A 14,687-nucleotide genomic window follows, 5' to 3' on the forward strand; every position below is an offset into this window, starting at 1 on the left:
TTTAAATTTTTGATTTCAGATGAAAGGTTTATCTAAAATCTTCATTTCAATTACCGTATTGCCAGCTTCCCGCTAAATAGAAGCCGCCTGCGCTGGGATTCGCAGCAAATCTTTGTCTGCGAGCAACTCGGCTATCTGCACCGCATTTAAAGCCGCCCCTTTGCGAATTTGATCGCCGCACAGCCAAATCTCCAACCCGCAGGGGTGAGAAATATCTTGGCGAATCCTGCCGACTAGCACTTCATCCTTACCGCTAGCCTCGGCGGGCATCGGGAAATAATTAGCTTGCCAGTCTTCTACCAGCTTAACGCCGATCGCCTCTTTTAAGATTTCCCTAGCGTCGATCGGGCTAAAAGGCTCTGCAAACTCCAGGTTAATCGCCTCGGAATGGGCGCGGAGTACGGGAACCCGCACGCAAGTCGCACTAATTCTCATCTCGTCCGTACCAAAAATCTTCCGAGTTTCGTTCACCATTTTCATCTCTTCCTCACAATACCCCAAATCGTTAATCGGTGTATTGTGCGGAAACAAGTTAAAAGCCAAGGGGTAGGGAAAAATCTCGGTTTTGGGAATTTCCCCTGCCAAAATTGCTCTAGCTTGATCTTTCATTTCCTCCATAGCCCTTGCGCCCGCGCCGCTGGCAGACTGGTAAGTCGCTACAACTATGCGCTTGACTGGTTTAACTTTGTGCAGAGGCCAAACGGCAACTGCCATCAAAATCGTCGTGCAGTTGGGATTAGCAATGATACCTCGGTGAGCTGCCGCCGCTTGGGGATTGACTTCGGGAACCACTAGCGGTACGGTCGCATCCATGCGGAAAGCGCTGGAATTGTCGATTACCACGGCCCCGGCGGCCACCGCTTTCGGAGCCCAGAATTTAGAAGTAGAGCCGCCGGCTGAGGCTAGCACTAGATCTACATTATCGAACGATCGCTCGGACACTGCTTCAACTGGCAGCATCTCGTCGCCGAAAGGCAATTTTGTACCTGCTGAACGTTCCGAAGCCAGCAGCTTCAAGTTGGAAATCGGAAAACTCCGGCTGTGCAATAGTTCTAGCAACTCGGCACCGACTGCGCCGGTAGCTCCTAAAATGGCAACTCGATAGGATTGAGACAAATTAGTTTCCTCCAAAAATTAAAGTCTAAACATCGAAATCTAAAATTTAAATAACCGCAATACTAAATATCAAACTCAATTAATCTTATGCGACATCGGGGCGCGATGCAGATGGCAAGGGTGCAGTTAGCCACAGCGGTCGATCGCCACCAATCCTAGTTTAGCATCTTTTGCCGTTAGCGTTAGCGAAGCGATCTCTTATGAAAGCCCGCGCCTACGGGAGGCTCATCAACGAAGAAAATCGCCCGCGCCTAATCCGCATCCGGTTAGCTGCTGATATATCTCCACTTTAGCAGACGCATCCATTGACTTTGACTGGCCACGCAGCCAAAAACATTGACATCAGGCGGCGATATATGCTATGGTGCATCGGCAATTGGTGGACTTAACCTCCACATTATTAGCAGCAAAAGCCAGTATCCTCAAACTAGAACTATTTGGCAAGATCCCAAAAAGTAGCTGGTTATGACTTACACTCTGATCCAGTAGAGGTGATTGTAGTTGTGCCGTTACAAGTCAAAGCGTACAAAAATAAAATGCAGGCAAAGTTAGATTTGTATGTATTTTATCACTATTGTTAAATATCCCAAAAAAAGCCGATGAAAGTAACCCAGGAAAAACTTCCAGCCAGTCAAATTGGTCTGGAAATCGAAGTCCCATCAGAAAAGTCAAAACAAGCTTACGAGCAGGTAATTAAACAATTCGCTCGCGAGGTCAATATTCCTGGGTTCCGCAAAGGCAAAGTTCCCCGCCAAATTTTGCTACAGCGCCTAGGCCAGACTCGCTTGAAGGCGACGGCTTTGGAAAATTTGATTAATGATTCCCTGCAAAAAGCTCTCGAACAAGAAAAAATTCCGGCAATTGGCAGTTTTGAACTGCGCACCGAATTTGAAGAGTTGCTAGAAAAGTTCGATCCAGAACAGCCTCTGACTTTTTCGGCTAAGGTTGATGTAGAACCAGAAGTGAAAATGGGGCAGTACACCGGCTTGCAGCTTCAAGCAGAAGAAGTTAAGTATGATGAAGCTCAGGTGGATGAGGTACTGGCAAAATATCGATCGGACAAAGCGACTTTAATCCCCGTAGAAGGCCGGCCCGCTCAGTTGGGAGACGTGGCTTTGGTTGATTTTTCCGGTAAATTTGCCGAAGCACCCGAAGGCGAAACTCCCGCAGAAATTCCCGGCGGCGATGCCGAAGACTTTCAAGTAGAATTGTCGGAAAATCAGTTTGTACCGGGCTTCATCCAAGGCATGATTGGGATGAATTCGGGAGAAACTAGAGAAGTTTCTGTCCAGTTCCCTGATGAGTATAGCAGTGAAGAATTGGCTGGAAAACCAGCAGTCTTTACAATTACTCTGAAAGAAATTAAGGAAAAGGAATTGCCGGAGTTGGACGACGACTTCGCCCAAGAAGTTAGCGAATTTGAAACTTTAGCCGAACTGCGCGAATCCCTGGAAACTCGGTTTAAAACAGAGCAAGAAAACAAGCTATCAGCTAATAAGGAAAAAGCTATATCAGCAGCACTGGTGCAGCTAATAGAGGTAGAAGTTCCCCAAACAATGCTCGATCGCGAAATCGATTATTTGCTGAACCAACAAGCCATGCAATTGAAAAATTATGGCATAGATATCAACCAACTGTTTACCGAAGAAAATATGGGGCCGATGCGGGAACGCTCTCGTCCCGAAGCATTAGAGAGGCTCAAACAAACTCTAGCTCTGGCAGAAGTAGCTAAGCTGGAATCCTTATCTGTTGAACCAGCAGAAGTAGCAGCAGAAGTGGCAAAAGTCAGAAAGCAGTTTCCTAAAGGAAATTTTGACCCTGAAAAGTTGCGGGAATTTGTAGGAGAAGACTTGCTCAAACAAAAAACTCTGAAATGGTTGGAGGAAAAAGGTACGATCGAACTCGTACCTGAAGGCTCTCTGACTCCCAAAGCAGAAGAAGCAGAAGAGGACGCTGAAATTTCTGAAGAAGCAGCCACGAGCACTATCGACGTGGAAGTTGTAGGCGAAGAGTAAAACTAGAGGTTGGCTACCAAAAACTACAAGTGTAGGGTGCGCACTGCGCACCTTATGCTGACTGCAAGCGCCGAACAAATTTGTTGGGATTAGTCTAGTCTGCCCAGAAATCAACCCCCCAGAACCAAGAAGCGATAATTTGTAAGTAAGTGTTTTAACTTATTTACCCTCAGAGCGCGGCGAGTCACGCCAGCTTTGCAAGTTAGAAAGCAATCTCACGCACCCATTCACTCCCATTCCCCCCCATCTGGGTTAAGACAAGGCATAATAGTTAGAAGCTGGCAGCTTAATTTAAAGCTTTCAACAGCAGCAAATTGTCTATAATCCTTGACTGGTGTCTTATGGTTGTATCTCAATCTTCCAATTACCTAATTACGAGCTATAACGATTTTGATGTCAGCTCTAGTCCCAGCAATGTAGTGCCGATGGTACTAGAACAGTCGGGGATGGGCGAGCGGGCATTTGACATTTACTCGCGCTTGCTGCGGGATAGAATCGTGTTTTTAGGAACTCCCGTCACCGACGAAGTGGCTGACTCGATCGTAGCTCAGCTATTGTATTTAGATGCCGAAGATCCAGAAAAAGATGTCCAAATGTACATCAATTCCCCCGGTGGCTCGGTGACAGCAGGCATGGCAATTTATGATACGATGCAGCAAATTCGACCAGATGTGGTGACGATTTGTTACGGTTTAGCAGCGAGTATGGGCGCATTTCTGCTAACAGCAGGAGCTCACGGGAAGCGGATGTCTCTTCCGAGTTCGCGGATTATGATTCACCAACCGCTCGGAGGCGCTCAAGGTCAAGCAGTTGATATTGAGATTCAAGCCAAGGAAATCCTGTATCATAAGCGTAAGCTGAATGAACTGCTAGGGCATCACACAGGTCAACCGATCGACAAATTAGAGGCTGATACAGAGCGCGACTTTTTTATGTCCGCCGAAGAAGCCAAAGATTACGGTTTGGTCGATCGAGTGATCGAAAAAGAAAACCTTCCGGCTGCGGGAGAAAACGTCACTGCACTGAAATAAGAGGCTGTTATGTCTAAGTACGACTCCCATCTAAAATGTTCGTTTTGTGGCAAGTCTCAAGAGCAAGTTCGCAAGTTAATCGCAGGCCCAGGGGTCTATATCTGCGACGAATGCGTTGACTTGTGCAATGAAATTTTAGATGAGGAGTTGTTTGATTCCAGTGCTGTGCCCGCGGCGGCGGCGGTTCCGAAACAGGAAACTACTCAAAAGCGCCGCGCTACCTCGGGCAAAAGTATCTCGATGAGCCAAATTCCCAAGCCGAGGGAAATTAAAAATTATCTCGACGAAAATGCGATCGGTCAAGAAGAGGCGAAAAAAGTCCTCTCGGTGGCGGTTTACAACCACTACAAGCGCCTCAGCTTTATCCATGCCAAAAATAGCGGCAAGCACCCACCAGAAGAAGTAGAACTGCAAAAATCGAATATTTTGTTAATCGGGCCGACGGGCTGCGGTAAAACGCTGCTCGCTCAGACTTTGGCGGATATGTTGGACGTGCCGTTTGCGGTGGCTGACGCGACGACTCTGACGGAAGCGGGCTATGTCGGGGAAGATGTGGAAAATATTTTGCTGCGACTGCTGCAAGTGGCAGATATGGATGTGGAAGAGGCGCAGCGCGGAATTATTTATATTGATGAAATTGACAAAATTGCCCGGAAAAGCGAAAATCCTTCGATTACGCGGGATGTCTCTGGAGAAGGGGTGCAGCAGGCGCTACTGAAAATGCTTGAGGGGACGATCGCCAATGTACCACCCCAAGGCGGCCGCAAGCATCCCTATCAAGACTGCATCCAAATTGATACCAGCAATATCATGTTTATTTGCGGGGGCGCTTTTGTCGGCCTGGACAAAGTGATCGAGCAGAGAACTGGTAAAAAGTCAATGGGTTTTATTCAGCCGGGAGAAGCTGTGCCGAAGGAAAAGCGGGCCGCCGATGTCCTCAGGCAACTGGAACCAGACGATTTGGTAAAATATGGGATGATTCCAGAGTTTATCGGGCGGGTGCCGGTGGCTGCGGTTTTAGATCCGCTGGATGAGGCGACGCTGATGGCGATTTTGACTGAGCCGCGCAATGCTTTGGTGAAGCAGTACCAAAAGCTGCTAAAGATGGATAGTGTGCAGTTGGATTTTGAGTCGGATGCAATTCGGGCGATCGCCCAGGAAGCCTACCGTCGCAAAACTGGAGCGCGGGCGCTGCGGGGAATTGTCGAAGAGTTGATGTTGGATGTGATGTACGAGTTGCCGTCGCGCAAGGATGTGACGCGGTGTACGATTACTAAGGAAATGGTCGAGAAGCGATCGACTGCCGAATTGTTAGTCCTTCCGTCTTCGCTACCAAAACCAGAATCTGCCTAAAAGCATCGGTTTTCAGGATAGCAATTTTACCATACAAAATTGTAAAAGTCCTGATCATCAAATTTTCGGACGGGCAAGATGCACATTCCACAAGAAAAAAAGTTTTTGTGCGATGGGAATCCTGCCCGTCTTAATTATTTTTGCCAGAAATCAATGGAATCTCGCATTCAAGCATACCTGCGCTTTGCCGCCAGCCAGCAGCGCGACACCGAGCGCATCGGGCCCTTCCTCGCTACCTTCAGCCCCCACAGCGCCAACCCTTATCTCAACTATGCGATTCCCGAAGACGGTGCCGCACCCTCCCTCGCCGATGTCAACGCGCTAATCGCTGCATACTCTGGGCGTGGGCGACAGCCACGTTTGGAATATTTCACGAAACTAGCGCCCGCTGTCGAAGAAGCCCTGATATCCGCCGGTTTCACCGTTGAGGGACGCTTACCGCTGATGATTTGCACTCCGGGCTCGGAGAAAATGCTTCCCATTCCGCCCGAAATCGAGCTAATTCTGCCAGTTTCCGATGACGAACTTTTGGGTACTGTGGCTGCACAAAATGAGGCTTACGGAGAGGCTGCACCCACCGCTGAAGATGTTGACAGTCTTCGGCAAAGTCTGGCGGCGGGTGGCATTGCGGTACTCGCCCGCGTCGCAGCAACGGGCGAACCTGCTGGCGCTGGAGTCTGCACGCCCCCGAAAAATCAAACGACGGAAATCGCGGGAATTGGTGTGCGCCCTTCTTTTCGGCGGCGGGGTGTCGCAGGGGCTTTGACGGCGCGGTTGTTGCGAGAGGCTTTTGATGCGGGTGTTGAGGTGGCTTTTTTGATGACGCTACAGGAGGAGGAATTTCGAGTTTACACTAGGGCGGGATTGTCGGCGATTGGCGAAATCTTGCACATTTCGCTGCCGCCCCAGTAGAAATTTACCAACCCATAAAATCATCCCCATCAACCTCAGCAGATAACTCAGGAAAATCCGGTTCAGATTCCAATCTAAAAGTTTCCGACTCCCAAATTTCTAAATCATCCGACAAATCGACTACTTGTCCCTCAAACATCTCAGCCCATTGTTTACTCGTATTCGCGACAGATTGAGCATCAGCCCGCACCGCTACAGCTTGAGTATTTAACTTATTCTGAGAGTCTGTAGAAATGTTTGTCTGCCGCAGCGGTTCAGAAACATTTGGTAGCTTGGTGGCGGTATTTTCAGGCGTCCAGGATGTTGTTTGCTCTGTTGCTCCGTTCCCCAAAAAATCATCGGAAATCTCAGAAGCCGCCGAGTTCTGCAAGTGTTGATTCGCATCAATAACAGAAGCAGAATTTCTAGGATTTTCGGCAACAAGTCCGTGAGAATTTGGTAAATCGCGGGAACTATTAATTTCAGCGGGATTTGTCACTCCCACTTTTACTGTGACTTGACGGTTGAAAACTTGCACAAAAGCTTCTTCAAGATTAGCTACTTTGTCTTTAACCATCTTGAGCAACGGCTGGGAACTAATCTTAACATAAGCACTATCATTGCTAAAAATTACTAGCTGTCCGTGTTGGCGGAGTAGCGATTGAGTCCCGTTGGGTCGCACGCGATCAAGTACCTGTTCCCACACTCTATCTAAATCAATTTCGCTACCTGAATTAGTTGGTGAATAATTTGTTGGATTCGTTTCAGCAGTTGGTATAGGTGCGGAAATCGGTGCGGCAGGTGTGCTTTCTGTGCGATCGGCAATAGGTTGCGAAGTTGGATGTTGATTTTGAGGTTTGGCTGCCGGAGGCTGTTCGATATCAGTTGTGGAACTCCCCCCCTTAGCAAGGGGGGGTTGGGGGGGGTGAATTTGGGATTGAGCAATATTTCTACCTGGTTCGGCTGTTGGTTGTGGCTGAGTTCTAATGGCTGAGGGCAATAATCCCAACAGGGTCACTTCCAGCCACAATCGCGGCTGAGTGGTGTTTTTAATTTGCACTTCGTGGGTTTGCAAGTGTTTTTGACCTGCTAAAATTAACTCGGCATCCCAATTGCGGGCAAAATTGCATAGTTTTTCCCAAGTCGCGGCTGTTAAAGCGACTAAATCTGAGCGTTTTGGTGCTGCTTTGGCTATGAGCAAATCTCGGTAAAAGCTGGCGAGACTTTGCAGCACGATTAGCGGTTCCCTGCCACGATCCATTAGGTGACGGGTCATGTCTATTAATGCTGTAGAGTCATCGTTTGCGATCGCTTGCAGCAGTTCCATTAAGTCGTTTTCGGGGACTGCGCCGACTAAATCCCAAACTTTTTCTACTGTTATTTGACCGGGAAATAAGCTGAGTTGGTCTAGCAAGCTTTCGGCGTCTCGCAGTCCTCCTTGAGCAATTTGACCAACCATTTGTATTGCATCGCTGGCAATGTTGATGTTTTCTAATTGGGCAATTTTGTGCAAGTGGGCGGTCATTGAGTCGAGGGGAATCCGGCGGAAGTCGAATTTTTGGCAGCGTGAGATGATGGTTGGTAAGACTCTTTGAGGGTCGGTTGTGGCGAGGACGAATACGACGCGATCTGGTGGTTCTTCTAAGGTTTTTAATAAGGCATTAAATGCCTGGTTGCTGAGCATATGAACTTCGTCGATTACATATACTTTATAGCGACACTGTACGGGGGCAAATTGCGCTCGTTCGATCAAGTCCCGGATGTTGTCTACTCCGGTGTTGCTGGCCGCGTCGATTTCGATGACATCTAGGGTGGAACCTCTGGCAATTTCTTGGCAAACGTTGCATTTGCCGCAGGGTGTTGGGGTGGGAACGCCGGTAGAAATACAGTTGAGGGATTTGGCGAAAATTCTGGCGCTGGAGGTTTTGCCGGTGCCTCTGGGGCCGGTAAATAGATATGCTGGTGCTATGCGCTGTTGCAGGATGGCGCTGGTTAGGGTTTGGGCGATCGCCTCTTGACCGACTAATTCGGCAAATGTCTGAGGGCGATATTTGTGGTGGAGGGGTTCGTAGGTCACGATCGAATATTGGTGGTATTAGCTGTAATCTTAGCTAAGGACACGTTGTTCGATCGCAAAGAGAGTTCGACTCTCACAGCCAGCCGCCCGGTGGACTGGCAGGGCGGGAGCGATCGAACAGTAGCAATTAGCACCCCAGCGAGAGTCCGCCCCTCGATCGTCCGGGTGATGGGTTGTTCGGAGAGAAGTGTTTTTTGCGATCGATCGCAGAGTTACTATTAGTTTATGTGTATCTACTGTTCTTTTGCCTAGAAACGGAGCTCGCCGAACCAACATTTTTTTGACTTATATTGGTATAATCTATCACAGACAATTCACCATTTCTTTTTGCCAGTGCCAGCGCGGGATTTTCCGATATTTCGGGAACTTGCTTGCAGTTAAAGATCGAGTATTAATTAGAGGGTGCGTCTTCGAGTTGCAGAAATCCAGTTGTATCAAGATGGTGGTGGAATGATGTCAATGTTGGTCGATCGAGTTGCACTGCCAGCTCTACTCTGGAGTCCTGTATAAATATAGCGTCAAAATTTACCCTTTAAAAGCCCATGTCAACCCAAATCATCCTTGTAGAACCAAGGTTGGCAGTAGCCTCTCCCAAACCCAAACAGGCTAAACATTCCGGTTTAGCCTCAGATCAAATCTTGATGGGAGCGTCGGGATTACTGTTGTTATTGCTTGTCGGTTTAGCTGTGTTTAGCAAGCTAAAAATGGACAGTTTGAGCAAGAAACTAAACTTTGAGGAATTCAGAAATCGAGAACTCCAGAAAAAATACAAGATGGCTCTGGAAACTCTGTCAAAGATGGAGAAAAATCCCGACCTCATCCACTCGCGAGACTTTAATTTAGACTACCTGAGAATGCGGATGGCGGAAGAAGTTTTTCACTTTGCCATTGTGAACCAAATTAAAGTAAAAGTCAAAGATAAAATTAGTATTGCCCTGCGTCCGACTCAGAGTAGTGTAGGAGACAAAAGTGGGAATGCGGGCAGTGGCAGACAAGTGGATTCGATGTTTGATATCGAATACGAAACTGGCGATCCGGCAGTAAAAATAGAAAAGCGAGTGCTGTTTCGGATTCAAATTAAGCTGATGAAACTGCCGACTCAGGCAACATCGGCAACAATTAATCAAATTATTGACTGTTTGGAAACTTACCTTAGTCCTTCCGACGATCACGACAGTTGGCAGCCGACAATTCAAGGTCGCATCGTTCACATTGAGTGGGATCAAAAAGCAAAGCCAACGCCGATGTTGGTGCTGGAACAGTCAAATGAAGGGGTGAATGTCACCTTTAGGACTACTAGAGCGGCCGCGGGCAGACCAGGGAATGAAAATGATAGTGCGTTGGCCGCTGTTAAGGGTTCAAAAGTAACGAAAGGTACGACAAAGATGCCCGGTAAAAGTTCATCTAAGAGTTCTACAAAGACAGGGGTGAAGCGCCCTAGTTCCCGCAAATAAGTTGATGTTAATTAACGTTATTTGCCGGAAAGAACGCCGGTTGTGGCGGTTGTGGCTGTGTCTTGTGCGAGGTGGCCGTCTTCCATGTGAATAATGCGATCGGCTATATCTAAAATGCGGTTGTCGTGGGTGACAAGCAAAATGGTACAGTGCTGTAATGTGGCTAAACCTCGCATGATTTCTACCACATCTCGACCTGATTTGCTGTCTAGGGCTGCTGTGGGCTCGTCTGCTAATACCAATTTTGGCTGACTGACTAACGCGCGGGCGATCGCAACTCTTTGTTTCTGTCCGCCAGAAAGACTGTCCGGGTAATAATCCATTCTGTCACCCAACCCTACAGCTTCCAACATTCCCTCTATTTTATCATTAGTTTCTTGCTCAGAAAGATGGTTGTGCAGTTCCAGAGACATTTGCACATTTTGCCGCGCTGTTAAACATTTCAGCAAATTATGAGCTTGGAAAATATAGCCGATGTCGCGGCGGACTTCTACTAATTTATTTTTCTTAGTTCCGCGCAATTCTTGGTCAAGAATTTTCAAGCTACCTTCTTGGATCGATCGCAAACCTCCAATCAAGGTTAACAATGTGGTTTTGCCAGACCCAGAAGGCCCAGTCATTAGCACAATTTCGCCCGGATCAATTTCGAGATTGATGTCAAATAATGTCTGCTTCTGAAGTTGTCCTTCGCCGAAGGAATGATTGAGATTTTTAATTGAAACAACTGGTTTAGCGTTCATAAATAATTGACGATCGCTCCTTGTTTTGGCATTATTTAGCGAGGAAGAGTCTCGAATGTTCGATCGCTCCCTATTCCTATCCTCAAAAAATGGAGCAACAGCCAAGGCTCAAATGAGATCCGGATCGATGCCCTGCGATCGCAAATAAGCCGCCAATCGCTCTTTTTGTTCTCGTTCGCGATCGGCGCGTTGAGTCTCAGAATCGGCGCGTTGAGTCTCAGAATCGGCGCGTTGAGTCTCAGCATCGGCGCGTTGCCGTTCCTGTTCGGCGTGGAGGCTCTCCAGTCTAGCTCGCTCACTTCCCGTCAACAACAAATTTCCCTCGCGATCCCACCAGCGCAACCAATGTTGTGTCTGATTTTGATAGCTACCAGACCACACGCCCAACTCTATACCCATCAGGTCGATCGGGTAATGTCCGCGATCGTTCGGTTCCAAGCGGTGATATCTAGTATTTACGCAATTGTAGACTTCTAATTCATTGGTTTGGATCTTGTAAATAGCGTAGTAGGGAATTCTGATAATCCGCTCGTATACCCAAAACTTTCCCGGTTTCTGGTTTCCCCCGGATGGCAAAGCAGATAAAGGAGTATTGTCGAGTTCTTCTGAACCATCACCGCTAGCAAATTCGATCGCAATTAACGGCACCATATACTCGCGCCACAACACGTAGGAACGCCGATATTGCCCGTCTAAGCGGGGAGGCACGTTAGGGACGTAGAACCAGTCAGGTGCTTCGGCTCCGCGTTCGGGAGGCTCGGTTTCGCGCCAGTAGATGCCACAATCTTGCCCGATCGCATACTGTCCGTCGGGATGCAGATTTTGTAGGGTAATTTCTAGGGAGTCCGTGAGCAAGATGCTCTGAGGATGTTCTTGAAAGTTCTTCACAAACGTGCCGTCAGATTCTGGGAGTTGGGTGTGATCGGGAAAGGCGGGAGGCAACGCTGTGGGGTTGAAGCTTTGGGTCATAGCGCAGAACCGAGGGAGAGTGCGATCGAGATGAATGCTATCTTAATAGCATAGCGTTATAGCGTTAGAGCCATAATTACTTAGGCAGAACTTATTAATTAATTAATTCCCTAAAAAATATCTGCTGGATCGGCCGCCTGCAACTTCCTAACTGCGATCGCCCCCGACACAGAACACATAACAACTGTCATTACAAACACAGTTACAGCCTTCCCTACAGTCATATACATCGGCAAACTCGTAGCACTTCTCCCTAAATTGTACAGCACTACAGAAATCCCAAATCCAGGCAAATAACCAAGAATTGCCAGAATCAAAGCTTCTTGAAACACCACGATCAAAAAGTAAAAATCCTTATATCCCATCGCCTTCAACGTCGCGTATTCCGGCAAATGATCGGTAACATCAGTATAAAGAATTTGATAAACAATCACTATCCCCACAATAAATCCCATTGCCGCGCCGAGAGTGAAAATAAATCCGATTGCTGTACCTTCTTCCCAATACTTTCTCTCAAAAGCTACAAACTCTTCCTTTGAAGCAATTCGCACATCTGACGGCAAAGTTGCCCTCATTTTTTCGACAACAGCCTTCACATCCGTTCCCGGCTGCAAGTGCACAATACCGATATCAATTAAACCTTTGGTTCTCCGCGTCGCAAAAATCCGCAGAAAGTTCAAATCGCTGGTGACAATATTTCCATCAGCACTGAAAGATGCCCCTAAAGTAAATAAACCATCTACCACAATGCGGCGGTTGTCAACTTCTGTTTCAACAGGTTTTCCCTGGTTGAAATATTCCACTACTGGCCCAAATTCCGGGCGGGAAGCTTGGTCAAATAAAACCACATCGGCAATTTTGATTTTGTCCAAATTATTTTGGATTTCCGGCAGATCAAAAACCGGACGAGTCGGGTCAAAACCTATGACCATCAATTGGCGGGTTTTGCGCTCGTTTGGATCGGGATTTTTCCATAATCCAAAGCCTAGATATACCGGGCTAATTTCTGTAACGCTGTTAAAACTCAAGGCTTGATACAAGCGACGCTGGGGAAAACTTTTCATGGCTATTAAAGCCGTAGATTGAGTGCTGGTGATGAAAATATCCCCTTTTAACTTCGCATGAAAGCTGACGGAACTTTCAAATAGTGCGTCTTTAAATCCAAACTGCATAAACATTAGTAAATCGGCAAAACCAATCCCGGCTAGCGCGATGACTAAGCGCATTTTTTCGCGGGTTAACTGTGCCCAAGCTAGCTGTATTTTTGCCATATCTAATTAAGGAAGAAGGAAGAAGGAAGAAGGAAGAAAAAAGGAGCAAGAAACAAACAAGCAAAAACAAGGGGGTTTGATTTAAAAATACTATTATTTAGATAGCTATTTTGACTTCAACCTGCAAGTTTGTCAGCTCAGAAACTTTTTTGCTCGATTCGGGGTCGAGGCGAATTCTTACTTCGATAACTCTAGCATCGGTGTCGGCGGCGGGGTCTGTATTCAGGACATCTTTTTTGCCGATTAGTTTGCCGATTCTAGCGACTGTTCCTTCTAATGTGCCTACAAAAACTGAGCTGGTAACTGTGGCGCGCTGGCCGTTTCGCACTTTGGTGATGTCGGTTTCGTAAACTTCGGCTATGGCGTACATTTGATCGGTACGGCCTAGTTCTACGATGCCGTCTTGAGTGTTGATGCGTTCTCCTTGTCGGGTGTTAACTTTGAGGATGGAACCGGATACGGGTGCTTTGACATAGCTTAAGTTTAAGTCTACTTGGGCTTTTTGTTTGGTGGCGATCGCACTTTCGACGGCGGCTTGGGCGGCTTGCACATCTTCGGGACGAATTTCGGCAATTTGGTCTAGATTTGCTTTGGCTTGATTGATTTGTTCTGCGCCGGTTTCTGCTTTTTGCTTGAGCATTGCTTCGGCTTGATTGATTTCTTCTCTGCCCGTTTCTATCTTTTGATTTAAAGTGGCTCTAGCTTGGTTAATTTCCTCCCTGCCTGTTTCTAATTTGCGTTTGAGATTGGCGCGGGATTGATTGATTTCCTGCTTGCCTGTTTCTACTTTTTGTTTGACTGTGGCTTGATTTTCAATTATTTCCTGTCGCAGTGTTTGTACGGTTTTTTCTAATATAGCTTCAGCTTCTTTAACTTTCTGGCGGCCTGTCTCTACTCCTAAGCGTTTGGTATCGTAGGCTGAAGCAGAGATTGCGCCTGTTTCGGAGAGTTCTTTATTACGTTGTTCTTCGGCTTGGGCGTTGGCTAATTCGGCTTTTAGTCGATCGACTGTAGCATTTTGAGAGGTAATTTCGCCACGCACTTGAGCTTCCAGCCTGGCAAGTTTAGCTTGCTGTACCTCTGTCTCTCGTTGCAGTTGTGCCTCAAATTTGGCAAGATTAGCTCGTTCGGCTTCGGTTTCTCGTTGTAGTTGAGCCTCAAATTTAGCGACGTTAGCTTGTGCAGCTTCGATGTCTCTTCGCATTTGAGCTTCTAAGCGGGCAACATTTGCTCCTTCGCCTTCGGTTTCTCTTTGACGTTGAACTTCAGACTTGGCAACTTCGGCTTTCCCGGCGCCGATTTGGCCTGTTTTTGCGCCTGCTTGAATTTTCGCTAATTCTGCTTGTTTGACTTTGACTTCTTTGTCAGCTTGTTGGAGGATTGCTTGGAGTCGATCGCGCGTATCGAGAACTGCTATGATTTGTCCTTGACTGACGCGATCGCCCTCTTCGACTTTCAACAGTTCAATTCTCGCGCCCTCCGACGCCGAAGGGGCAGACAATTTGATCACTTCCCCCTGCGGAGTCAACCTACCCAAAGCTGTGACGCTGTTGCGGGTGGAGGCAGTAGTTGCAGCAGCAGTTGCAGCCGCCGCCTTTAACTCTTCAGCTTTTCTGATTTGAGATACTTGCCAAAAACCGAATCCTGTGGTAAGGAGAGTAGCGGCGATCGCTAAACCGATGATTCCCGGCCCTGGGGGTTTAAAAAATGATTGATCCTTATCCCGTGATTCCTTGCCCATGACTTATAGAAGTAGGTGATTTCCTGATT

Annotated in this window: 12 protein-coding genes; 6 read left to right on the plus strand and 6 right to left on the minus strand. The window is 47.4% G+C overall.

The window, feature by feature from the left end:
• Nucleotides 1-72: 72 nt before the first annotated feature.
• Nucleotides 73-1,116 carry an aspartate-semialdehyde dehydrogenase gene (locus QUB66_RS16530; RefSeq protein WP_332968760.1) on the minus strand — a complete coding sequence of 348 codons (1,044 nt, stop codon included), beginning with the start codon at nucleotides 1,114-1,116 and terminating at the stop codon, nucleotides 73-75.
• 599 nt (nucleotides 1,117-1,715) lie between these two features.
• On the opposite strand from QUB66_RS16530, the gene tig reads away from it, so the two are divergent.
• The 4 genes from tig to QUB66_RS16550 all read left to right on the plus strand — a co-directional run bounded on the left by tig (nucleotide 1,716) and on the right by QUB66_RS16550 (nucleotide 6,427).
• Nucleotides 1,716-3,131 (plus strand): trigger factor, encoded by a 1,416-nt coding sequence (tig, locus tag QUB66_RS16535; RefSeq protein WP_332968761.1) that lies wholly within the window; start codon nucleotides 1,716-1,718, stop codon nucleotides 3,129-3,131.
• A 341-nt stretch (nucleotides 3,132-3,472) separates the two neighbouring features.
• Nucleotides 3,473-4,162, plus strand: coding sequence for an ATP-dependent Clp endopeptidase proteolytic subunit ClpP (clpP, locus tag QUB66_RS16540; protein WP_265238504.1), 690 nt, complete (start codon nucleotides 3,473-3,475; stop codon nucleotides 4,160-4,162).
• 9 nt (nucleotides 4,163-4,171) lie between these two features.
• Nucleotides 4,172-5,515 (plus strand): ATP-dependent protease ATP-binding subunit ClpX, encoded by a 1,344-nt coding sequence (clpX, locus tag QUB66_RS16545; protein WP_332968763.1) that lies wholly within the window; start codon nucleotides 4,172-4,174, stop codon nucleotides 5,513-5,515.
• A gap of 153 nt (nucleotides 5,516-5,668) precedes the next feature.
• Complete coding sequence (locus QUB66_RS16550) at nucleotides 5,669-6,427, plus strand: GNAT family N-acetyltransferase (protein WP_265236290.1); 759 nt, start codon at nucleotides 5,669-5,671, stop codon at nucleotides 6,425-6,427.
• A gap of 4 nt (nucleotides 6,428-6,431) precedes the next feature.
• Here the strand turns inward: QUB66_RS16550 and QUB66_RS16555 are convergent, their stop codons facing one another.
• Complete coding sequence (locus tag QUB66_RS16555) at nucleotides 6,432-8,483, minus strand: DNA polymerase III subunit gamma/tau (RefSeq protein WP_265236293.1); 2,052 nt, start codon at nucleotides 8,481-8,483, stop codon at nucleotides 6,432-6,434.
• Between QUB66_RS16555 and QUB66_RS16560 the strand changes: the two genes are divergently transcribed.
• Together QUB66_RS16560 and QUB66_RS16565 are read left to right on the plus strand one after the other, a co-directional pair.
• Nucleotides 8,460-8,705 (plus strand): hypothetical protein, encoded by a 246-nt coding sequence (locus QUB66_RS16560; protein WP_332968765.1) that lies wholly within the window; start codon nucleotides 8,460-8,462, stop codon nucleotides 8,703-8,705. The two genes, QUB66_RS16555 and QUB66_RS16560, sit on opposite strands and share 24 nt — an antisense overlap.
• Before the next feature lie 320 nt (nucleotides 8,706-9,025).
• On the plus strand, nucleotides 9,026-9,937 hold the full coding sequence (locus QUB66_RS16565) for a hypothetical protein (RefSeq protein ID WP_265236297.1): 912 nt from the start codon (nucleotides 9,026-9,028) through the stop codon (nucleotides 9,935-9,937).
• A gap of 17 nt (nucleotides 9,938-9,954) precedes the next feature.
• Here QUB66_RS16565 and QUB66_RS16570 read toward each other — a convergent pair whose 3' ends face one another.
• From QUB66_RS16570 to QUB66_RS16585, 4 genes are all read right to left on the minus strand, one after another.
• Nucleotides 9,955-10,677 (minus strand): DevA family ABC transporter ATP-binding protein, encoded by a 723-nt coding sequence (locus QUB66_RS16570; protein ID WP_265236299.1) that lies wholly within the window; start codon nucleotides 10,675-10,677, stop codon nucleotides 9,955-9,957.
• Between the two features lie 108 nt (nucleotides 10,678-10,785).
• Entirely contained in the window at nucleotides 10,786-11,646 is an 861-nt protein-coding gene (locus QUB66_RS16575) for a Uma2 family endonuclease (protein ID WP_332968767.1), read from the minus strand.
• Between the two features lie 110 nt (nucleotides 11,647-11,756).
• The gene (gene devC, locus QUB66_RS16580; RefSeq protein WP_332968768.1) at nucleotides 11,757-12,917 is read right to left on the minus strand and encodes an ABC transporter permease DevC; all 1,161 of its coding nucleotides are present in this window, start codon (nucleotides 12,915-12,917) and stop codon (nucleotides 11,757-11,759) included.
• A gap of 97 nt (nucleotides 12,918-13,014) precedes the next feature.
• A complete protein-coding gene (locus tag QUB66_RS16585; protein ID WP_332968769.1) occupies nucleotides 13,015-14,658 on the minus strand; it encodes an HlyD family efflux transporter periplasmic adaptor subunit in 1,644 nt (547 codons plus the stop codon).
• Between the last annotated feature and the right edge of the window lie 29 nt (nucleotides 14,659-14,687).

The organism is Microcoleus sp. A2-C3, from assembly GCF_036706065.1.
In the GTDB taxonomy this organism is placed as follows: domain Bacteria; phylum Cyanobacteriota; class Cyanobacteriia; order Cyanobacteriales; family Microcoleaceae; genus Microcoleus.